At 55.6% G+C, this 22238-nt stretch carries 19 protein-coding genes; 14 read left to right on the top strand and 5 right to left on the bottom strand.

Annotated features, from left to right (window positions below; all coding sequences use genetic code 11):
• The first annotated feature begins 64 nt into the window (after positions 1 to 64).
• From phoA to O9K67_RS19495, 3 genes are all read left to right on the top strand, one after another.
• Positions 65 to 1480 carry an alkaline phosphatase gene (gene phoA, locus O9K67_RS19505; protein ID WP_061500141.1) on the top strand — a complete coding sequence of 472 codons (1416 nt, stop codon included), beginning with the start codon at positions 65 to 67 and terminating at the stop codon, positions 1478 to 1480.
• A 91-nt stretch (positions 1481 to 1571) separates the two neighbouring features.
• Entirely contained in the window at positions 1572 to 1892 is a 321-nt protein-coding gene (gene psiF / locus O9K67_RS19500) for a phosphate starvation-inducible protein PsiF (RefSeq protein ID WP_061497279.1), read from the top strand.
• 180 nt (positions 1893 to 2072) lie between these two features.
• Positions 2073 to 3596, top strand: a complete 1524-nt coding sequence (locus tag O9K67_RS19495; RefSeq protein WP_061497277.1) for an FAD-dependent oxidoreductase — start codon at positions 2073 to 2075, stop codon at positions 3594 to 3596.
• A gap of 41 nt (positions 3597 to 3637) precedes the next feature.
• Here the strand turns inward: O9K67_RS19495 and proC are convergent, their stop codons facing one another.
• On the bottom strand, positions 3638 to 4444 hold the full coding sequence (gene proC / locus O9K67_RS19490) for a pyrroline-5-carboxylate reductase (RefSeq protein ID WP_061497274.1): 807 nt from the start codon (positions 4442 to 4444) through the stop codon (positions 3638 to 3640).
• Between the two features lie 144 nt (positions 4445 to 4588).
• On the opposite strand from proC, the gene O9K67_RS19485 reads away from it, so the two are divergent.
• From O9K67_RS19485 to ppnP, 5 genes are all read left to right on the top strand, one after another.
• Positions 4589 to 5050, top strand: coding sequence for a YaiI/YqxD family protein (locus O9K67_RS19485; RefSeq protein WP_061497272.1), 462 nt, complete (start codon positions 4589 to 4591; stop codon positions 5048 to 5050).
• Positions 5051 to 5322: 272 nt separating this feature from the next.
• Complete coding sequence (gene aroL / locus O9K67_RS19480; RefSeq protein ID WP_061497270.1) at positions 5323 to 5847, top strand: shikimate kinase AroL; 525 nt, start codon at positions 5323 to 5325, stop codon at positions 5845 to 5847.
• 50 nt (positions 5848 to 5897) lie between these two features.
• Entirely contained in the window at positions 5898 to 6089 is a 192-nt protein-coding gene (yaiA, locus tag O9K67_RS19475; protein WP_061497268.1) for a protein YaiA, read from the top strand.
• Positions 6090 to 6307: 218 nt separating this feature from the next.
• Positions 6308 to 6985 (top strand): AroM family protein, encoded by a 678-nt coding sequence (locus O9K67_RS19470; protein WP_061497266.1) that lies wholly within the window; start codon positions 6308 to 6310, stop codon positions 6983 to 6985.
• Positions 6986 to 7071: 86 nt separating this feature from the next.
• Entirely contained in the window at positions 7072 to 7356 is a 285-nt protein-coding gene (gene ppnP, locus O9K67_RS19465) for a pyrimidine/purine nucleoside phosphorylase (RefSeq protein ID WP_061497265.1), read from the top strand.
• Between the two features lie 90 nt (positions 7357 to 7446).
• Here ppnP and rdgC read toward each other — a convergent pair whose 3' ends face one another.
• Complete coding sequence (gene rdgC / locus O9K67_RS19460; RefSeq protein ID WP_061500138.1) at positions 7447 to 8358, bottom strand: recombination-associated protein RdgC; 912 nt, start codon at positions 8356 to 8358, stop codon at positions 7447 to 7449.
• A 99-nt stretch (positions 8359 to 8457) separates the two neighbouring features.
• On the opposite strand from rdgC, the gene mak reads away from it, so the two are divergent.
• The gene (gene mak / locus O9K67_RS19455) at positions 8458 to 9366 is read left to right on the top strand and encodes a fructokinase (RefSeq protein ID WP_061497262.1); all 909 of its coding nucleotides are present in this window, start codon (positions 8458 to 8460) and stop codon (positions 9364 to 9366) included.
• 56 nt (positions 9367 to 9422) lie between these two features.
• Here mak and sbcC read toward each other — a convergent pair whose 3' ends face one another.
• Positions 9423 to 12569 carry an exonuclease subunit SbcC gene (sbcC, locus tag O9K67_RS19450; RefSeq protein ID WP_061497260.1) on the bottom strand — a complete coding sequence of 1049 codons (3147 nt, stop codon included), beginning with the start codon at positions 12567 to 12569 and terminating at the stop codon, positions 9423 to 9425.
• Positions 12566 to 13768 carry an exonuclease subunit SbcD gene (gene sbcD, locus O9K67_RS19445; RefSeq protein WP_061497259.1) on the bottom strand — a complete coding sequence of 401 codons (1203 nt, stop codon included), beginning with the start codon at positions 13766 to 13768 and terminating at the stop codon, positions 12566 to 12568. Before sbcD ends, sbcC begins: the two co-directional genes overlap by 4 nt.
• A gap of 198 nt (positions 13769 to 13966) precedes the next feature.
• Here sbcD and phoB point away from each other — a divergent pair, with 198 nt between their 5' ends.
• The 4 genes from phoB (at position 13967) to proY (ending at position 19139) form a co-directional block, all read left to right on the top strand.
• Positions 13967 to 14656, top strand: a complete 690-nt coding sequence (gene phoB, locus O9K67_RS19440) for a phosphate response regulator transcription factor PhoB (protein ID WP_007373472.1) — start codon at positions 13967 to 13969, stop codon at positions 14654 to 14656.
• 21 nt (positions 14657 to 14677) lie between these two features.
• Positions 14678 to 15976, top strand: a complete 1299-nt coding sequence (phoR, locus tag O9K67_RS19435; protein WP_061497257.1) for a phosphate regulon sensor histidine kinase PhoR — start codon at positions 14678 to 14680, stop codon at positions 15974 to 15976.
• Positions 15977 to 16384: 408 nt separating this feature from the next.
• A complete protein-coding gene (brnQ, locus tag O9K67_RS19430; protein ID WP_061497255.1) occupies positions 16385 to 17704 on the top strand; it encodes a branched-chain amino acid transporter carrier protein BrnQ in 1320 nt (439 codons plus the stop codon).
• Between the two features lie 82 nt (positions 17705 to 17786).
• A complete protein-coding gene (proY, locus tag O9K67_RS19425; RefSeq protein ID WP_061500135.1) occupies positions 17787 to 19139 on the top strand; it encodes a proline-specific permease ProY in 1353 nt (450 codons plus the stop codon).
• A 62-nt stretch (positions 19140 to 19201) separates the two neighbouring features.
• Here proY and O9K67_RS19420 read toward each other — a convergent pair whose 3' ends face one another.
• Positions 19202 to 20140, bottom strand: coding sequence for a 2-hydroxyacid dehydrogenase (locus O9K67_RS19420; RefSeq protein WP_061497253.1), 939 nt, complete (start codon positions 20138 to 20140; stop codon positions 19202 to 19204).
• A gap of 231 nt (positions 20141 to 20371) precedes the next feature.
• Here O9K67_RS19420 and malZ point away from each other — a divergent pair, with 231 nt between their 5' ends.
• The gene (gene malZ, locus O9K67_RS19415) at positions 20372 to 22189 is read left to right on the top strand and encodes a maltodextrin glucosidase (protein ID WP_061497252.1); all 1818 of its coding nucleotides are present in this window, start codon (positions 20372 to 20374) and stop codon (positions 22187 to 22189) included.
• The last annotated feature ends 49 nt before the right edge of the window (positions 22190 to 22238 follow it).

Below are 22238 nucleotides of genomic sequence, written 5' to 3'. Positions count from 1 at the left end.
TGCGCGCTGCCTATAGTCGCTCTGTTTTATTTTCTTTAAGTATTTGTACATGGAGAATATTAAAGTGAAACAGAGCGTATTATACCTTTCTTTATTACCACTGTTATTTACCCCTGCTATTTATGCTGATACTACCTCTACCGCTGTGCTTGATAATCGTGCTGCTCAGGGGGATATTTCTGCGCCAGGCGGCGCGCGCCGTTTGATCGGCGACCAGACCGCTGCGCTGCGCGATTCGCTGAATGACAAACCGGCAAAGAATATTATTCTGCTGATTGGCGATGGTATGGGCGACTCCGAAATTACCGCAGCGCGAAATTATGCCGAAGGGGCAGGCGGTGCGTTTAAAGGCATCGACGCATTGCCATTAACGGGACAGTACACCCACTACGCGCTGGACAAAAAAACCGGGAAACCTGACTACGTGACGGATTCCGCTGCCTCTGCTACGGCGTGGAGCACGGGTGTCAAAACGTATAACGGGGCGCTCGGCGTCGATATTCACGAAAAAGATCACCCGACTATCCTCGAAATGGCGAAAGCAGCAGGCCTGGCGACCGGTAACGTCTCCACGGCTGAATTGCAGGACGCGACGCCTGCGGCGCTGGTTTCGCACGTGATCTCTCGTCGCTGCTATGGCCCCACAGTGACCAGTGAAAAATGCGCCCTCAACGCGCTGGAAAAAGGCGGTAAAGGGTCGATTACCGAGCAGTTGCTGAATGCCCGTGCGGATGTGACGTTGGGCGGCGGAGCAAAAACTTTTAACGAAACGGCGACAGCGGGCGAATGGCAAGGAAAAACGCTGCGTGAGCAGGCGCAAGCGCGTGGTTATCAACTGGTAGGTGACGCATCAACGCTGGCGGCTATCACGGAAGCAAACCAGGCTAAACCGCTGCTGGGGCTGTTCTCTGATGGCAACATGCCGGTGCGCTGGGAAGGGCCGAAAGCCTCTTTGCATGGCAATCTCGATAAGCCCGCGGTGACCTGTACGCCGAACGCAAAACGTACCGGCAGCGTACCGACGCTGGCGGCGATGACCGAAAAAGCGATTGAGCTGCTGAACAAAAATGAGAAGGGCTTCTTCCTGCAGGTTGAAGGTGCTTCCATTGATAAACAGGATCATGCGGCGAACCCGTGCGGCCAGATTGGTGAAACGGTCGATCTCGACGAAGCGGTGCAGAAAGCGCTGGAATTCGCGAAGAAAGACGGTAACACGCTGGTGATCGTCACGGCGGATCATGCTCACGCCAGCCAGATCATCGCGCCGGACAGCAAAGCGCCGGGTCTGAGTCAGTTACTGAACACCAAAGATGGTGCGGTAATGGCTATGACATACGGCAACTCCGAAGAGGAGTCGATGGAGCATACCGGTGCGCAAGTTCGCATTGCTGCCTATGGCCCGCATGCCGCGAATGTGGTGGGACTGACCGATCAGACCGATCTGTTCTATACCATGAAAGCCGCGCTGAACCTGAAATGATTGCTGCCCGGCGGTAAATCTTTGCCGCCGGGTGGTTATTTCTCTGTTTAGGACCATCCTTAAAGAGCCACACTGACAGAAGGATGGTGCGATGAAAATAACATTCTTGGTTACCCTCGTATTCGGTCTGCTGTTTGTCACGGCGCTGGGCGCCGCCGAAAAAAATCTTACCCCTCAGCAACAACGTATGACCCTGTGTAATCAACAGGCTACGGCGCAAACGCTCTCAGGCGATGCCCGTAAGCACTATATGAGCGACTGCCTGAAGAACACCAAAACAGAACCCGGTCAGAAAAGCCTGACGCCGCAGCAGCAACGCATGCGCGAGTGTAATGCGCAGGCAACGCAGCAATCGCTGAAGGGCGACGATCGCAGTAAATTCATGAGCGCCTGCCTGAAAAAACAGGGCTAAAAAAAGGGTGAGCGGTTGGCTGCGCTCACCCTCCTGTACCTGTCTTCTCTACCTGGTTGCCCGCTGGCCAATCTCTGCCAGGCTTAACAAGTGAGCAACGTTCTCTTTTTCCCTCTCCTCGTGGTTGTGCGCTGTCTGGCGTGACGCCCGTTTTTGCAACACTGACACGGGAGCAATATGATGAACTATCAATACGTTACCGATCTCAATTCCTTGCCGGAAAACCAACCGGTAAAAGTGGATGTGGCGGGAACCTCCCTGATCCTTATCCGCTCGCTTGGTCAGGTTCGTGCCTTTCAGAGCAAATGCCCCCATGCGGGCGGGCCGCTGGAAAAGGGGGCGATTTGCGACGGCAAACTGGTGTGCCCCTGGCATAAAGCCGCGTTTGATATTACCAATGGCGAGTGGCGCGAACCGCTGGCGTTGACCAACCTCAAGCAGTACCCGGTGCTCATTGAGCAAAACCGTGTATTAGTGAACCCGCGTCCAAGTTCTCCCGCCAGCAGACCGAACATTCGCGGCGATCGCCCGCAAACAGCGGTGATCCTTGGCACGGGGGCCGCAGGCAGCGCAGCGGCGATCACGTTGCGTGACGCGGGTTTTTCGGGGCATCTGATCCTGATCGATAAAGACGATGGCGCACCTTATGATCGCACGGCGCTGAGTAAATTTGTCCCCGCCGGTAAAATGAAAATCAGCGAGGTTCCCCATCTACTGGATGACGCATTTTACAGTCAGCCCGGTGTTGAGTGTCTGCGCGAAGAGGTGACGGCGCTCGATTGCCACGCGCATCAGATAACGCTTGCTACCGGGCGGTCTGTTCACTACGACAAATTGTTACTGGCGACAGGCGGCCAGCCAGTGTGGCCCGAGATCCCCGGTAATCACCAGGCGGGTGTGCATGTCTTACGGGATATTCATCAGGCGCAGCGCCTGCTCAACGAGGTGGAGCAGGAGCAACAACTGGTGGTGATCGGCAACAGTTTCATCGCCATGGAACTGGCGGCGGCGCTGCGTAACCAGGATATTGATGTCACGGTGCTGTCGCGCCATGCGCTGCCGTTTGTACCGCAATTTGGTGAAGAGATAGGGCGGCGTTTCCGGGAGCTACATAAGCAAAATGGTGTGAAATTTATGACCGGCGAGCCGGTCGCGCTGGAAGGAAATGGCCATGTGCAGGGGGTGAAGCTGAAAAATGGTCACACCCTGCCTGCGCATGTGGTGGTCTTCGCGACAGGTGTGCGCCCCGCCACGGAGTTAGCCCACGATCTGCCCCATGAACAAGACGGTAGCCTGAGCGTGGATGAAACCCTGAGCGCCGCACCGGATGTTTGGGCAGTGGGCGATATTGCCAGCTATCCGGCGCCAGAAGGGCGCAGACGGATTGAACACTGGCGCGTGGCACAGCAGCAAGGGCATATTGCAGCGCTGAATATGCTGGGCGAACATCATGCGTTTGATCGGGTGCCGTTTTTCTGGACCACCCACTTTGGCACCCGTTTCGAGTACCTTGGTTATGCCCGCGAGTGGGACAGCATCAAAATGCTCGGTTCGTTTGATGATAAACGTTTTGCTGTGCTATACGGCGAAGCGGGAGTGTTAAAAGCTGTATTAAGCTGTGGCGAGTACAGCGCGACGGCGGGGTTACTGTTGAAAATGCAGCAGCCTGTCAGTATTAATGTTGCCAGCGAAATACTGGCCTGACAGGCGCTGAAACCCTCTCCCCGTTGGGGAGAGGCGGCGAGTTACTTGCTGAGTTTATCGGACTTTGCCATGCAGGCTTCGATGGCCTCAATGACCGCCGAACGGAAGCCTTTCTCTTCCAGTACTTTTACCGCTTCAATGGTGGTGCCGCCAGGGGAGCAGACCATATCTTTCAGCTCGCCCGGGTGTTTGCCGGTTTCCAGCACCATTTTGGCTGAGCCCATGACCGCCTGTGCGGCAAATTTGTAAGCCTGCGCGCGCGGCATCCCACCCAACACAGCAGCATCCGCCATCGCTTCGATAAACATAAATACGTAAGCGGGCGCGGAGCCGCTCACGCCGACGACCGGGTGGATCATCGGTTCGGCAATCACTTCGGCTTCACCAAAGCAGCGGAAGATATTGAGGACATCAGCGGTCTCTTCCGGCGTCACAAGGGCGTTTGGCGTAATGGAGGTCATCCCGGCGTTCACCAGCGAGGGAGTATTCGGCATAGCACGCACAATTTTACGATCGTGGCCGAGTGCGCGCGCCAGTTGATCGAGCGTCACGCCGGCGGCAATTGAGACAACCAGCGTCTCTTTATTCAGGCTGGACGCTACTTCACTCAGCACTTTCACCATGATGTTCGGCTTAACGGCACCAAAGACGATGTCGGCGATCTGCGCCACTTCCTGCGCGCTTTGCGCCGCATTGATGCCAAACTGATCGTGCAGGGCGGCGACTTTATCGGGTGACGGGGTGTACACCCAGATTTGTCCTGGCAGAACCTGGCCGCTGGAAATCAGGCCACCGAGGATCGCCTTACCCATGTTACCGCAGCCGATAAAACCGATTTTTTTTTCCATCACGTCTGTCTCTCTGCTTGTAATTGCTTGTGGCATATAGCTTAACGTGGATTTCCGCGCAGGGCTAAAGCTTCTGCGACGATCGCGCGACTTTCCCCGACGGGGAATTAAAGCGACAATGCAGCGCAATCAAAAGGAGCAACTATGGCGATTTGGGTCGATGCGGACGCCTGTCCGAACGTGATCAAAGAGATTTTATTCCGCGCCGCTGAGCGCACGCAAACCCCCCTTACGCTGGTGGCTAACCAGAGTTTGCGCGTCCCACCGTCGCGAGTGATCCGCACGTTGAGAGTGCCGGCAGGGTTTGATGTGGCCGATAACGAAATTGTGCGGCTGTGTAGCGCAGAGGATTTGGTGATCACGGCGGATATTCCCCTGGCGGCGGAAGTGCTGGCCAAAGGCGCTGCGGCGCTGAACCCGCGCGGTGAACGCTATACTGAAGCCACCATTCGTGAAAAACTGACCCTGCGTGATTTTATGGATACGCTGCGTGCCAGCGGTATCCAGACAGGCGGCCCGGATAGCCTCTCGCAGCGGGATCGTCAGCAGTTCGCCGCGCAACTGGATAAATGGCTGCTGGAAGTTAAGCGCCGCCAGACAGAATAATTTTTGCACAACCTCGCGTAACAGGGTATGGTTTGCCGCCTTGCGGGCTTGCCAGCCTGTGATACATTCAGTAATGTTGCCGCTACATATGTTGCCACGTAATCTTTACAGCCACACTCGTTATCAGCTCTGGGTGAAATGAGATTATCCTCCGTGGTGGACATAAAAGTGTAACGTAAATTTTACGGTGAATATTGTACTAGTTAAGTGGTATCATTCGCTGTCTCATTATCCGTCCTGTGTTGCGTAGGACCCGGAGGAAACACCAGTTCATGACGCTACCCATTTTTTTAGTTGGCGCACGCGGTTGCGGTAAAACCACCGTGGGCCTGGCGCTGGCGCTGGCGCAGGGATGTGAGTTTATCGATACCGATCACTGGTTGCAGGAAGAGGTTAAGCAAAGTATTGCGACCATTGTTGATAATGAAGGGTGGGATGGATTTCGGGCAAAAGAAACGGCGGCGCTGGAGGCGGTAACCGCGCCCGCGCGGGTGATCGCCACCGGAGGCGGCATTGTTCTTAGCGAATATAACCGCCGTTTTATGCGTGAAAAGGGTGTGGTGATCTATCTGTGTGCACCGGTGTCTGTACTGGCCGATCGGCTGGAAGCTTTCCCGGAAGAGGGGCAGCGCCCAACGCTAACCGGCAAGCCTATCAGCGAAGAGGTGAGTGAAGTGCTGGCGCTCCGCGATGCGCTATACCGTGAAGCTGCACACTATGTGGTGGATGCCGCACTCCCGCCGGAGCAGGTGGTGACGGACATTGAAGCGGCATTACAGCTGGCTCGCGCCAGTTAGCGAAACGTTTGTCTATACTTAATAGCCCGACCGATAAAAAAGGAAGAGCTATGCCGACGAAACCACCCTATCCGCGTGAAGCCCGCATTGTTGCCGTTGAAAAAGGTACAGGCACTCAGACGGTTACCTGGTACCAGCTACGAGCAGATCATCCTAAGCCCGATGCATTAATCAGTGAGCATCCTACCGAACAGGAAGCGCTGGATGCTAAAAAACGCTATGAAGATCCGGAGAAAACCTAAGCCGGATAGTCAACCAGCGGTATTATTTTCTGAAAATTTTAGAAACGGGCTTACGTCACATTTTGGGGCTGGCTGATCGCCCCTCAGTTGGTATATTTCATTAATTACTGGAATCTACATGAACACGGGAGCGGTCCGTTTGCCCTACGTGCAGTGGCATCTGCTATGGCAGTGGTTAACGCATAAGCAGTCAGAATGATTGAAAGGCGGAAAGCAGAATGAGTGCGACTTTGGCGATCCTCACCATTGGTGTGGTGCCGGTAGAAGAGACCTTACCGCTCCTGACAGAGCATGTGTCAGCGCAGCAGATCACCCATATCAGCCTGTTGGGTAAAATGTCTCCCGATGAGGTGCGCAGTGAATATCGCGTTGAAGCAGGCGACGTCGCTATTCCTACGCGTTTGCAGGATGACAGCCTGGGAATGCTCTCTCGCGCAAAAGTCGAGCGCGACCTGCAAAGCATCATCGAAGTGCTGGATAACCAGGGTTACGATGTGATCCTGTTACTGAGTACGGCAGATATTCAGGGGCTGGTCGCGCGTAATGCCATCCTCGTAGAGCCGCAGCGCATTATCCCTCCTTTGGTGGCCTCCATTGTCGATGGCCACCAGGTCGGCGTAATGGTGCCGATCCCGGAATTGATGGCGCAGCAAAAAAGAAAATGGCAGGTGCTGGAAAACGAGCCTTACTATGTGCTGGCCCATCCCTGGCTGGCGACAGAGTCTGAATTGATCAGCGCCGGAAAGACGCTACTGGAGCAAGGCGCAGATGTGTTAATGCTCGATTGTCTCGGTTTCCATCAGAAGCACCGCGATTTACTCCAGAAAGCGCTGGATGTTCCGGTTTTATTATCTAATGTACTGGCGGCGCGCCTCGCGTCAGAACTGCTGGTCTAGGCCGCAGTACTGCGCAATTTCGCGTGACAGAAGCAAAGCACGGCCTCTATATTGTTTTTTCATACATTTTTTAAAAGGGCCAGTTCATGCTTCAAAGTAACGAATACTTTTCCGGTAAAGTGAAATCCATTGGGTTTACCAGCAGTAGCACTGGCCGTGCCAGCGTAGGTGTTATGGCGGAAGGGGAATACACTTTCGGGACTGCGCAGCCTGAAGAGATGACGGTAGTGAGCGGCGCGCTGAATGTGTTGCTACCCGGTGAAACCGTATGGAAAGTCTATAGCGCCGGCGACGTGTTCAACGTGCCAGGCCACAGTGAATTCCATTTGCAGGTCGCGGAACCGAGCTCTTATCTCTGCCGCTATTTGTAAATCATGCCGCCGGATGACGACTCTGCCTTAGCTGACCTGCACGTCATTGTGCAGGATTGATAAGGTGGCGCGCCATCCGGCAAGAGCGGTTTAGCGTTGCGCTTCGCCGCCTAAACCTTCCACCAGATTTTGAATCAATGCCGCCAGCTCGCCGGTCATCAGAATAAAATCGGCATCAAAGCGCTGCGCATAATCATCCCGGTCGATATCTTCGTTCTGATCGCGCAGTTCGTCAGAGAACTTCAGGCGCTTAATGGAACCATCGTCGCACATCAGGAACTGGATGCGTTGCTGCCAGTCGAGAGCCAGTTTAGTGACCACCTTGCCGGCTTCAATATGAACGGCGATTTCGTCACTCACCAGATCCTGTTTTTTCGCGCGGATCACGCCGCCATCTTCCAGCATCGCTTTGAGTTCAGCTTCATCCAGTAACTGAAACCCTTGTGCAACAGTGCCGGAGCGGACCCACTCAGTTAGCGTCAGTTCAATCGGGTTCTCCATCGCCAGCGGAACCACCGGCAGAGAACCGAGGCTTTTACGCAGCAATGCCAGCGTATCTTCGGCTTTTTTGGCGCTGGCGCAGTCAACCATAATTAAGCCGTTGACGGTGTCGATCCACATCATGGTCTGGCTGAAGCGGCTGAACGCGCGCGGCAACAGGGAGTGCAGCACTTCATCTTTCAGGGAGTCTTTTTCCGTTTTTTTCAGTTTACGGCCCTGTTCAGCTTCGAGACGGGAAATTTTGGCTTCCAGTGCTTGCTTGACCACCGGCGTCGGTAGAATTTTTTCTTCTTTGCGGGCGCAGATAACAATCTGGCCATTAGCGGTATGGGTCAGCGCGTCGCTGTGTGAACCCATCGGTGGAACCCATCCGGTTTTCGCCATATCCTGACTACCGCATGGAGTAAACGATAGTGGGGCAAGCTGTTTTTCCATCTCTTCCGCACGCAGCGCAACATCGCGGCTGAGACGGTATACCATTAAATTTTTGAACCACAGCATGATTTTTTCCACGGCCTTGTCGTTAAATGCAGCGGGCATGATAGCGAATTGTTGTCGTCGTTGCATTGCTAATGCGTGGTCCACTATGAGGAGTTTGATGTGCGTATCGGTATCGATTTAGGTGGGACAAAAACAGAAATTATTGCGCTGGACGACAGCGGCAACGTGTTATTTCGCCATCGTCAGCCCACGCCGCATGATTATCTGCAAACCATAGAGCTGATTGCTTCGTTGGTGGATCTGACGGAAAAAGAGACGGGCCAGAGCGGCACGGTCGGTATGGGGATCCCGGGGTCGATTTCGCCCTACACCGGGGTGGTGAAAAATGCGAACTCCACGTGGCTTAACGGTAAACCGTTCGACAGGGATTTGAGTCAGCGGCTGAACCGTGAAGTGCGACTGGCCAATGACGCTAACTGCCTGGCGGTATCTGAAGCCGTGGATGGCGCAGCGGCAGGCGAGCATACCGTTTTCGCTGTGATTATCGGCACCGGTTGCGGTTCCGGTATTGCGATTAACGGGCATTCACACATTGGGGGTAATGGCACCGCGGGAGAGTGGGGGCATAATCCGCTGCCGTGGATGGATGACGACGAGCTACGTTATCGCGCTGAAGTCTCCTGCTATTGTGGTAAACAGGGGTGTATTGAGACGTTTATTTCCGGCACCGGTTTTGCGACCGATTACCACCGTTTGGGGGGGCAGCCGTTAAAGGGAAGTGAGATTATTCGTCTGGCGGAAGCGCAGGATCCGGTGGCGGAGTTAGCGTTGAGCCGTTATGAGCTACGGCTTGCCAAGTCGCTGGCGCATGTGGTCAATATTCTCGATCCGGATGTGATTGTACTCGGTGGTGGGATGAGCAACGTGGATCGTCTGTACCAAACGGTGCCAGGGTTGGTGAAAAACTGGGTCTTTGGCGGCGAGTGCGAGACCCCGATCCGTAAGGCGCTGCACGGCGATTCCAGCGGCGTGCGTGGCGCGGCCTGGTTATGGCCGCTGGGCGAGTAATCAGTGAGTGTATGAGTGTGCAGGCCTGATGGCACTTTGCTTATCAGGCCTGCCCGTCAGCGCGACAACACCGCGTATTTGCCGTCGAGTTTGCTGTAACCCAGGCCGTTGATCTTCTTCACTTTGATCTGCACCGGAATACGCTCTTTCATTGCTTCGACGTGGCTGATAACGCCAATGGTCTTGCCGCTGGCATTGAGGGCGTCCAGGGCATCGAGAGCGGTATCCAGTGTTTCGCTGTCCAGGGTGCCGAACCCCTCATCCAGGAACAGCGAATCGATGCGGGTTTTGTGACTCACCAGGTCGGACAGTGCCAGTGCCAGCGCCAGGCTGACCAGGAAACTTTCGCCGCCGGAGAGCGTGCGCGTATCACGCACGGCGTCCGCCTGCCAGGTGTCTACCACTTCCAGTTCCAGCGCTTCGCTGGCTTTGCGTTTCAACAAATAGCGGCCATGCAGGCGAGTCAGCTGATTGTTCGCCAGCCACACCAGATTATCCAGCGTTAAGCCCTGCGCGAATTTGCGGAACTTATCTCCCTCTTTGGAGCCGATCAACGCATTCAGATGCCCCCAATCGTCACAGCGCGCGGTGGCCTGTTCTATCTCCTGCAATACGTTTATCTGGCGCTGGCGGTTATCGCTATCCTGCTTCAGTTGCTGGCGAAACTCGCCCTGGCGAGTGGTATTTTCCCGTAGCTGGCGACCGAGTTGTTCCAGCACCGAGCTGGCACTCTCCGTTGTGCTATTGAGGTCCATTCCGGCGGGACGTTGCGCCTGGTGCGCCGCGACAGCCTGCTCAGCGCTGGCGGCAAGCGCCTGCTTCTGTTGGCAATCGCGTTCAAGTTGCTGCCGTAACTGCTCCAGCCGCTGACGTTCGCCCTCATCCAGCAAGGCGGCGAGAAACGCCTGTTGATCGGCAAACACACTGTTTTTCAACGCGTCGGAAAACTGGTTTTCCAGCGTCTTTTCATTTTCGCTCTGCTGGGCAAGCTGGTGTTGCAGCGTTTGCCATTGGCTGTGCAGCGAAATGCAATCATTATGCACCTGGCGCCAGCCCTCAAGCGGGAAGGTCTGTTCATCAACGGCTATCTCATCGGCGGGGAGCGTGTCGATAATGGGCGTTAGCAACGCCATGCGCTCATGCAGGGCGACAAGCTGTTGTTGTTGCTGTTGCCACTGATCCGCTTCCTGCGCACGTGCGGCCAGCCACGCTTCCTCTTCGCCTTCCGGCGGCAGACTCAGCGCCAGCGGCTGCAAGGCCTCGGCGAGACTGGTGCGACGACGAACCACCGCCTGCTGATAATGTTCGCTTTGCTGATGTAATTCGTGGATCTGAAGTTGCAGTGTCTGGCGCTGATTGAGCAAATACAACTGATGCTCATACGCGTCCTGCGCGCTTTGCCAACTGGTCAGCTCGCGATGCGGTTCCAGTATCACGTTCAGCTCTGCACAGGCTTTCGCCCATGCCTCTAGCAACGCTTTCTCATCTTGTTGCAGCGTTGCAATTTCGCGCTCATCTTTTTCATAGCGCTCGGCGAGCCCTTTCAGCCGCTCGCCGAGCGCAACGCCTTCCTCTTTGACCTGGCGGACTTCCAGATCCAGCGCGTTACGCCGGGCCTGGTTAACACCCGGTTCGAGCGTCTGATAGTGCGCAATTGCCGGGTGCTCTGTTGCGCCGCACAGCGGGCAGGGATGACCCGGTTGCAGACGGGCGCGCTCGCTCTCCAGGTCTTTGATGCGGTTTTCCAGCTCGCAAATGGTAGTGACCTCACTCAAAAGCTGGTTTTTTTCTTTATACACCTCGCGCTTGCGCGCCAGTCCGGCGCTGAGCGTCTCCTGTTCAGCCTTCAGGTCGAGCAAGCTTTGCTGGCGCAGACTTAATTGCTTGCGCAGCGGCGCAAAACGGGCGTGCAGGGCGGTCAGTTGCTGGCGCAGCGGGCGGTTTTGCGCGCACTGGTGCATGGCAGCGGCTGTCTCTTCCACACTGAGTTCCAGCGTGGCGATCGGCAGAGTACGCAGTTTGGTTTCATGACTCTGGATGCGCTGTTGCAGACTCAGCCACTGCTTTTTCTCATCGTCCAATTGATTAAACAGCGCCCGCCATCCGGTCAGCTCGCTTTGCCAACGCTGGAAACGCGCATGTTCGTTCAGCCAGATCTCCAGCGTTTTGTGCGTGGCTTGCAGGGTGGTGAGCTGTTGCAGCGCGCTGGCGCGGATGCGTGCACGTTGAAGCAAACGGGCCTGTAAGCGAGTGTTTACTTCTTCGCTCTGGTTGCGAGTGCGAAGAAGTGCGTTGCGTTGTTCTTCCAGTCTGTCCCAGAGGGGGCGAAGCTGTTGTGCTGGTTGTGCGCGTTCCAGCGCGGCCAGTTGCGGCTGTGCACGGGTCTGCGCCTGTTGCGCCTGTACCAACGCTGCCTGCGCCCGGCCTCTGGCGGCGCGCAGTTCGCCATCGCGGTTCAGCCAGTTTGCCTGCGCCTGGGCGCTACCTAGCTCTGCCATGATCTGCTGTTCTTGCGAAGTGAGCGCCTGCAAACCTTGCTCGAGCTGGTGGCGTTGCTCATCATTCAGTATCACTACCCCTTCGGCCTGTGCCTGTAATGTTTCCAGCCGGGTTTTTGCCGCTTTGTGTTTCTCAAACACCCGGGCGGAAATCTGCCCATAAATTTCGGTGCCGGTCAGTTCTTCCAGCAATTCTGCTCGCTCGCGAGGTTTCGCATTGAGAAAGGCAGCGAATTGCCCCTGTGAGAGCAGCATCGAACGGGTAAAGCGCCCGTAATCCAGCCCGGTCAGCGAGGCAGTGAGATCGAGTTTATCTTTGACTTTGTCGGCGAGAATTTTCCCGTCGGCGCAGGTGGCCAGCTCCACACGAGGTGCTTGCAGATTGCCGTCCGGCAAACCGCGGGCGCGACTCTGGCTCCAGAATGCGCGGTAGGCCACGCCTTTTACCTCAAACTCCACCTCTGCCAGACAGTCGGCGGTGTCGCGGGTCATTAAATCGTTTTGCGATTGTGACAACGTACTGAGACGCGGCGTTTCGTGGTACAGCGCCAGGCAGATGGCATCCAGCAGCGTGGTTTTGCCCGCCCCGGTCGCGCCGGTAATGGCAAACAGACCGTTGCTGGCAAAGGGCTCTGCGGTGAAGTCGATTTTCCATTCGCCTTTCAGCGAGTTAAGGTTTTTCAGCCGCAAACTGAGAATTTTCATGCTTCTTTCTCCTCGTCCAGCGCCTGCAATGTTTCGCTGAACAGCGCCTGTAATCGCCCCTGCTGCGTCTCGTCGAGTTCCTCCTGTGCGAGGCGACGGGCAAATACCTCTTCGACTTTTAATTCATTGAGGGTCTCACGCAATTCACCGGCCAGTATGCGTTCCCGCTGCTCGCGGCTACGGCGAACCAGCAGGACCTCAACCGGGAGGTCTTCCGTCACCTGCTGGATTTTCCGTTGCATGTCGGCCAGGTATTCGGCACTGACAATTTCGATATCCAGCCAGACTGGCGCATCACCAGGTTTGTCGCGCCACTGTTCAAGCTGGCGGCAAATCTCAGCAAAATCGCCTTTGATAACCGCCAGTGCCTGCGTGGCGGGAACATCCAGTGCGGTAACGTCGGCCAGTTTGCCTGCGTCAAAGGTCACCAGATTGACGCTTTTGCTTTTGCCGGTTTCGTCAAAACTGAGTGGGATCGGCGAGCCGCAATAGCGGATGCGCTCATCACCGCCAATCTTTTGCGCCCGATGAATATGCCCAAGGGCGATATAGTCGGCGGGCGGGAAGTTCTGCGCCGGGAATGCATCCAGCGTGCCGATATAAATATCGCGTACGGCGTCGCTTTTACTGGCACCGACGGTGGTTAAGTGGCCGCTGGCGATGATCGGCAGTGGTTTATCGCCGCGCAGCTCGCTGGCTGCGGTAAATTGTTGCTGGTAATACGCGGTGATCGCCGCCAGCAGGTGTTGCTGTTTTTCCTGCCCGGACAATCCTGCCTGGCTGACCAGAAGGTCGCGCGGGCGCAGGAAGGGCACCGGGCAAAATATCGCGCCCGGTTCACCGTTGCGGCGGTAAAGCCAGAAAGGTTCTACGCCTGCGCTGGCGACGACGGTAGTTTTCAGATAGGCGAGGATCTCTTTCGATTCGTTGAGCGTGGCCACCGAATCATGGTTGCCTGCCAGCACCACTAACTGGCAGCCGGTTTGCTGAAGTTTGACCACAAAACGGTTATACAGCTCACGGGCATAGCTGGGCGGGGAGCCGGTGTCAAAAACATCGCCCGCCACAATAATGGCGTCGACCTGGTTCTCTTCCGCCGCAACCAGCAGCCAGTCGAGAAAAGCGGCGTGTTCAGTGGCGCGGCTCTTGCTGTAGAAGTTTTGACCCAGGTGCCAGTCAGAGGTGTGAATAATGCGCATAGCGGTTCCGTGGCAAAAAAGCATAAAGCAGATTATAAACATTAAGCAGATGAGGGACATAACCTGGCGAAAATAGGGACTGTCATATAGCGCTCGCTGGGGTCATCTGGCGGTCATGTTATTCATAAATCTGTCACAAAACTGACGCATAATGGCGCCGCTATATATATTGATGACTTAAATAAGACAGGGCAAATTATGGCGAGACGAATTCTGGTCGTAGAAGACGAAGCTCCAATCCGGGAAATGGTGTGCTTCGTGCTCGAACAAAATGGTTTTCAACCGGTGGAAGCTGAAGATTATGACAGTGCGGTGAACCAACTTAATGAACCCTGGCCCGATCTTGTTTTACTGGACTGGATGTTGCCTGGCGGTTCCGGAATTCAGTTTATTAAACATCTCAAACGTGAAGCGATGACCCGCGATATTCCGGTCATGATGCTGACGGCGCGCGGCGAAGAAGAGGATCGCGTACGCGGTCTGGAAACCGGGGCCGACGACTACATTACCAAACCTTTTTCACCCAAAGAGTTGGTCGCGCGTATTAAAGCGGTGATGCGCCGCATTTCGCCGATGGCGGTAGAAGAGGTGATCGAAATGCAGGGCCTGAGCCTTGATCCTTCTTCTCATCGCGTGATGACCGGTGAAAATCCCCTGGATATGGGGCCGACAGAGTTTAAACTCTTACACTTCTTTATGACCCATCCGGAACGCGTTTATAGCCGTGAACAGCTGTTGAACCACGTATGGGGAACCAATGTGTATGTTGAAGACCGGACGGTGGATGTGCATATTCGTCGTCTGCGCAAAGCGCTGGAACACAGCGGCCACGATCGTATGGTGCAAACAGTGCGCGGCACGGGATACCGTTTTTCGACCCGTTTCTGATATTTAACAGGAGTGTGACGCGTGCTGGAACGGCTGTCATGGAAAAGGCTGGTGCTGGAGCTCCTCCTTTGTTGTATCCCCGCCTTGATTCTCGGCGTCATGTTTGGTTACCTGCCGTGGTTTTTGTTAGCCGCTGTAACCGGGTTGCTGATCTGGCATTTCTGGAATTTACTGCGTCTTTCGTGGTGGTTATGGGTCGATAAAAGCATGACTCCGCCGCCCGGAAAGGGAAGCTGGGAGCCGCTGTTATACGGGCTGCACCAGATGCAGATGCGTAATAAAAAACGCCGTCGCGAGCTGGGAAGCCTGATTAAACGCTTTCGTAGCGGCGCGGAATCGCTGCCGGACGCCGTGATCCTCACCACCGAAGAGGGGGCGATTTTCTGGTGTAATGGCCTGGCGCAACAGGTGCTGGGTTTGCGCTGGCCGGACGATAGCGGGCAGAATATCCTTAACCTGCTGCGCTATCCGGAATTTACGCAGTATCTTAAAAAACAAGAATTTAGCAAACCACTGAATCTGGTGCTTAACTCCGGTCGCCACCTGGAGATCCGCGTGATGCCTTACAGCGAGGAGCACCTGCTGCTGGTGGCGCGTGACGTGACGCAAATGCATCAACTGGAAGGGGCGCGGCGTAACTTTTTTGCCAACGTCAGCCATGAATTGCGCACGCCATTAACGGTGCTGCAGGGCTATCTGGAGATGATGCAGGAGCAGACGCTCGAAGGCGCACCGCGGGAGAAAGCGCTGCACACCATGCGCGAACAAACCTCGCGGATGGAGGGGCTGGTGCGTCAGTTACTGACGCTCTCGAAGATTGAGGCTGCACCGACCTTGCCGCCCAACGAAACCATTGATGTGCCAATGATGCTGCGGGTCGTGGAGCGGGAAGCGCAAACCCTGAGCCAGCAAAAGCATCACTTCCATTTTGAGGTCGATAGCGCGCTGAAAGTACTGGGTAATGAAGAGCAACTGCGCAGCGCGATTTCCAACCTGGTCTATAACGCCGTGAACCACACGCCAGCAGGAACGCAGATTACCGTGCGTTGGCAGCGTGTGCCGCTGGGGGCGGAGTTCAGCGTTGAAGATAACGGTCCCGGCATCGCCGCCGAGCACATTCCTCGTCTCACTGAGCGTTTCTATCGTGTGGATAAAGCCCGCTCCCGGCAGACCGGCGGTAGCGGCCTGGGGCTGGCGATCGTGAAACATGCGGTAAATCACCACGAAAGCCGCCTCGAAATTGTCAGTACTCCCGGCAAGGGAACGCGCTTTAGCTTTGTTCTGCCGGAACGTCTGGTTGCCAAAAAAGCCGCGTCCTGACGCGGCTGTCAGCTTATCTTTCCAGCGACCTCTGTTACCAGGCCGCTTATTCCGATGTTTTCTTCCCCCTGAAACGTATTTTGTACGGATGCTGCTTTTTTGTTCGCATGATCAGCCATGTGTTTTTCTTATAATTGGAGTTATTAACTGCTATTAATTTCATAGGCAGTATAAGCATCTGGTTTTGCGATCCCACCTTGCCTTTAAACGTTATAAGCGTTTAAATTGCGCCCCGTATATTGTCAGACCAACTGTATTTGCGTGGTAAATCGAAAAACTATTCTTCGCTACGCAATGCATAGAGCATTTCCCGCTGACTTTCCGCAACATTGGCGCGGTATCGTCCGGTCTGGAAAGGCGAAAAAAACATCATTTTTACGACACCACATCCACAGGCAGTAAAAAAATATGACCCATCACTTAAAACCACGCGACATTGTTGCTCTGGGCTTTATGACATTTGCCCTCTTCGTCGGCGCAGGTAACATCATTTTCCCTCCCATGGTTGGTTTGCAGGCCGGTGAACACGTCTGGACGGCGGCGCTGGGATTTCTGATCACCGCTGTGGGCTTACCGGTGCTTACCGTAGTTGCTCTGGCGAAAGTCGGCGGTGGCGTAGATAGCCTGAGTTCGCCGATTGGTAAAGTGGCGGGCGTCTTGCTGGCGACGGTGTGCTACCTGGCGGTTGGGCCGTTGTTTGCCACGCCGCGTACGGCGACGGTGTCGTTTGAAGTGGGTATCGCGCCGCTGACCGGGGAGGGCGCAATCCCGTTGCTGATTTACAGCGTGATCTATTTTTCTCTGGTGATCCTGATCTCCCTCTATCCGGGCAAACTGCTGGATACCGTAGGCAATTTTCTTGCGCCGCTGAAAATTATCGCGCTGACCATTCTCGCCATTGCCGCGATTATCTGGCCTGCCGGCCCTATCAGCCATGCGCTGGAAGCCTACCAGACTGCGCCGTTCTCTAACGGTTTCGTCAATGGCTATCTGACCATGGATACACTGGGGGCCATGGTGTTTGGCATCGTTATTGTCAATGCCGCGCGTTCGCGTGGCGTCACCGAAGCCCGTTTGCTGACCCGTTATACGGTGTGGGCGGGGCTGATGGCAGGCGCAGGGCTGACGCTGCTCTACCTGGCGCTGTTCCGTCTCGGTTCCGACAGTTCTGCGCTGGTTGAGCAGTCGGCTAACGGCGCGGCCATTCTGCATGCTTATGTTCAGCATACCTTCGGCGGAGCAGGCAGTTTGCTGCTGGCCGCGTTGATTTTTATTGCTTGTCTGGTGACGGCGGTTGGCCTGACCTGCGCTTGTGCGGAGTTCTTTGCGCAGTATCTGCCGCTCTCTTACCGCACGCTGGTTTTTATTCTGGGCATCTTCTCCATGGCGGTCTCCAACCTGGGGCTGAGCCATCTGATTCAGATTTCCATTCCGGTGCTGACCATGATCTACCCGCCGTGCATCGTACTGGTGGTGCTGAGCTTTACCCGCTCTTTATGGAACAGTTCCACACGCGTTATTGCACCGGCCATGTTTATTAGTCTGCTTTTTGGTATCCTTGACGGCGTGAAAGCGTCTGCGTTTGCAGAACACCTTCCGGCCTGGACCCAGCGATTGCCGCTGGCGGAACAGGGACTGGCCTGGCTGATGCCAAGCCTGGTGATGGTGGTTCTGGCGGCAGTCTGGGATCGTGCTGCAGGTCGGCAGGTTACTTCCAGCGCCCATTAATCGCGGCATACACGGCTTTTAACCACGGAGTAGCGCACTCCGTGGTTTTTTATTTTTGTGTTGAATAATGGCAGTGGAAATGATGGAAAGTACTAATAAGCTGAAGCGTGGGCTAAGCACCCGACACATTCGCTTTATGGCGCTGGGTTCGGCAATTGGCACCGGCCTGTTTTACGGCTCCGCAGATGCAATCAAGATGGCTGGCCCAAGCGTGTTGCTGGCCTACATTATTGGTGGTGTGGCTGCGTATATCATTATGCGCGCACTGGGCGAGATGTCTGTGCACAACCCCTCCGCCAGCTCCTTTTCTCGTTACGCTCAGGAAAACCTCGGTCCGCTGGCAGGCTATATCACCGGCTGGACGTACTGCTTTGAAATCCTCATTGTCGCCATTGCCGATGTCACCGCGTTTGGTATTTACATGGGCGTCTGGTTCCCGACTGTGCCGCACTGGATTTGGGTGCTGAGTGTGGTGCTGCTTATCTGCGCCATCAACCTGATGAGCGTCAAGGTCTTCGGCGAACTGGAGTTCTGGTTCTCCTTCTTTAAAGTTGCCACCATTATCATCATGATCGTGGCCGGTTTCGGCATCATTATCTGGGGGATCGGCAACGGCGGGCAGCCAACCGGGATCAGCAATTTATGGAGCCATGGCGGTTTCTTCAGTAATGGTTGGCTGGGTACGGTGATGGCGCTGCAAATGGTGATGTTCGCCTATGGCGGCATCGAGATTATCGGTATCACCGCCGGGGAAGCGAAAGATCCGGAGACATCGATTCCGCGCGCTATCAACTCGGTACCGATGCGTATTCTGGTGTTTTACGTCGGTACGCTGTTTGTGATCATGTCTATTTACCCGTGGAACCAGGTAGGCACTGACGGAAGCCCGTTTGTACTGACCTTCCAGCATATGGGTATTACTTTTGCTGCCGGTATCCTGAATTTTGTGGTGCTCACTGCCTCGCTTTCGGCGATTAACAGCGATGTGTTTGGCGTGGGACGTATGCTGCACGGGATGGCTGAGCAGGGCAGTGCACCGAAGATGTTCGCCAAAACGTCGCGCCGCGGGATCCCCTGGGTGACAGTGATGGTGATGACTATCGCGCTGTTGCTGGCGGTATATCTTAACTACATCATGCCGGAGAACGTTTTCCTGGTGATCGCCTCACTGGCAACCTTCGCCACAGTATGGGTATGGATCATGATTTTGCTGTCGCAGATAGGCTTCCGTCGCCGTCTGTCAGCTGACGAAGTCCGTGCGCTGAAGTTTAAAGTTCCGGGCGGGGTGGCAACCACCGTTGTTGGTCTGATTTTCCTGGTCTTTATCATCGCGCTGATTGGTTGGCACCCGGAAACCCGCATCTCGTTGTACGTGGGGTTCGCGTGGATTGTGCTGCTGCTGATTGGCTGGGCATTTAAACGCCGTAACGCGTAATTGTCGAAACAAGCCCGCGAAGCAACGCGCCAGCGGGCATAAGGTCGGTACACAAAGCGGGTTTACACGACCGGGGTTAATACTCTCCCGTCAGTAAAATAACTGACCAGGTTATTGATGGTGAGATCTGCCATCGCCTGGCGTGTTTCCGCCGTGTTGCTGGCGATGTGCGGCAGCAACACCACATTCTGTAAATCGCGCAGTGCGGGCGGGATATGCGGTTCCTGCTCGAACACATCCAGCCCGGCGCCGCGCAGTTTCCCTTCCTGTAACACTGCAATTAACGCCTCTGTGTCCACCACACTGCCGCGCGCGATATTCACCAGAATGCCCTCCGGCCCCAGCGCTTCCAGTACCTCGCGGTTGATAATATGGTGCGTCTTCGCACCGCCCGGCAGGGTCAATACCAGAAAATCCACCGCGTTTGCCAGACTGACAAGGGAATCATGACGTTGCCACTGGCGGTTGCGCGCCTCACGGGGGCTGAAGTAGTGAATCGGCATCCGGAATGCGGCAGCGCGTGCGGCGACATCATGGCCAATGTTGCCCATCCCGACGATACCACAGCGCTTACCGCTCATTTTCCACGCACCGGGAAAGGCGGCATGCTCCCATTCACCTGCCCGAGCAAAACGATCGGCGGCGCAAATTTTACGGGTTACCGCCAGCATCAACGCCAGTCCGGTATCCGCCACGCATTCGTTAAGGACATCGGGCGTATTGCTCACGTGAATGCCACGGCTGCGGCAGGTATCGAGGTCGGTGGCATCGACGCCAACACCGAAACCACTAATGACCTCCAGCGCTGGAAGCTGCCCGATCAACGCCGTGCTGATGCCTTTTGCCGCGCGGGTTAATGCTCCGCGGATAACGTGCCCGCGTTCGCGCACCACCGCTTCTGCACCGGGTTGCCAGTATTGATGCACCACAAAATGCTGTTGCAGGGTATCGATCATCGGCGGAGGGATTTCACTGATGACGAGGATTTCCGGTTTACTCATGATCGCTCTCTTATCACGCTATAGTTTTTATCAGTATAAAAACCCGCCAGAGGCGAGACTTCGGGCATCGGCACGAAGCGGGCGTGAAAAAACTCACGCAAATGCCCGGTGAATATCCCGTCAGATCACATCTGCGCCCCGTCTCTCACCCCCGGAAAAAAAGCGAAAGAAGGAGGCGAGACGGCAAGGGCTGTGAAAAAGTGGCGTCATTTTGAACGAAGGGGATTGTTAATGTTGAACGCATGGCACCTGCCGGTTGTTCCGTTTGTCAAACAGCACAAAGACCAGCTCATTATCACCCTCTGGCTGACGGGGACATCGTTGCCCTCACGGGTAACGCTACGGGTGGAAGTCGATAATGAAGAAACCCCGCTGGCGATGCATCGCGCACGTCACACCATCGGCAATGGTGTAACCGTCTGGCGGGCGGCGGTGGATCTAAAGAGCGGGCAGCCGCGCCGCCGCTACAGCTTTAAGCTGTTGTGGCAGGATAAGCAATTGTGGTTTACCCCGCAGGGATTCAACCGCTTTCCGCCCGCCCGGCTGGAGCAATTTGCAGTGGATGTACCGGATAACGGCCCGCAATGGGTGGCCGACCAGGTGTTTTATCAGATCTTCCCGGATCGTTTTGCCCGCAGCCAGACGCGTGATGCCGATCAGGATAATGTCTATTACCATCACGCCGCGGGCCAGTCGATCGTATTGCGCGACTGGGACGATCCGCTGACGGAAGAAGCCGGGGGATCCACCTTTTATGGCGGCGATCTGGACGGTATCAGCGAAAAGCTACCGTATCTGAAAAAGCTGGGCGTGACGGCACTCTATCTTAACCCGGTCTTTGTTGCGCCCAGCGTACATAAATATGACACGGAAGATTATCGCCATGTTGATGCGCAGTTTGGTGGCGATCAGGCGTTGCTGCGCTTGCGCCACAACACCCAAGCCCTGGGGATGCGGTTGATCCTCGACGGTGTGTTTAATCACAGCGGCGATTCTAACGCCTGGTTCGACAGGCATAATCGCGGCACGGGGGGCGCCTGCCATAACCCGGACTCTCGCTGGCGTAGCTGGTTCAGCTTTGATGATCAGGGGCACGCCCGTGACTGGCTGGGTTACCCGAGCTTGCCGAAGCTGGATTACCAGTCATCGACGCTGGTTGATGAAATGTATCAGGGTGAGGACAGCATCGTTCGCCACTGGCTAAAAGCGCCGTGGCACATGGATGGCTGGCGGCTGGATGTGGTGCATATGCTGGGGGAGGATGGCGGCGCGCGTAATAATCTGCTGCACGTTGCCGGTATTGCCCGGTCGGCGAAAGAGACCCAACCGCAGGCGTATATCGTTGGCGAACATTTTGGCGATGCACGTCAGTGGCTGCAAGCGGATGTTGAAGACGCGGCGATGAACTACCGCGGTTTTACGCTGCCGGTATGGGCGTTCCTGGCAAATACCGATAACGCGTATGATCCCCAGAAAATGGATGCGCAAAGTTGCGCGGCATGGATGGATAACTACCGTGCCGGGTTGTCGCATCAACAGCAACTGCGCATGTTCAATCAACTCGATAGCCATGATACGCCGCGCTTTAAGACGGTTCTGGGTAACGATGTCGCCCGTTTGCCACTGGCGGTGGTCTGGTTGTTTAGTTGGCCCGGTACACCCTGCATCTACTATGGCGATGAAGTCGGGCTCGATGGCGCAAACGATCCCTTCTGCCGCAAACCCTTTCCGTGGGACAAGAAACGGCAGGATACCCGCTTACTTGCCCTCTACCAACGGATGGCGAAATTGCGTGCCCGTAGCCAGGCGTTACGCTACGGCGGTTGTCAGGTTGTGTATGCGCAGGAAAACGTGCTGGTGTTTGTGCGCGTTTATCAGCAGCAGCGGGTACTGGTGGCGATTAATCGCAGCGAAGCGTGTGAAGTGGTGCTGGAGGATTCACCGCTGCTGCACGGGAAAAACTGGCGGCTTAAAGAAGGTACAGGTACGCTACAGGATGATGTGCTAACGCTACCGGCGATTAGCGCTTCTGTTTGGTCTGCCTCCTGAGCTGAAGCGCGAAAAGGGGGCTTTGCGTCTCCCCTTTAGCGAAGGCGAA

This window comes from Kosakonia oryzendophytica (assembly GCF_027886705.1).
In the GTDB taxonomy this organism is placed as follows: Bacteria; Pseudomonadota; Gammaproteobacteria; order Enterobacterales; family Enterobacteriaceae; genus Kosakonia; species Kosakonia oryzendophytica.
The sequence above is the reverse complement of the archived record's forward strand: the minus strand, read 5'-3'. Positions and strand labels throughout refer to the sequence as shown.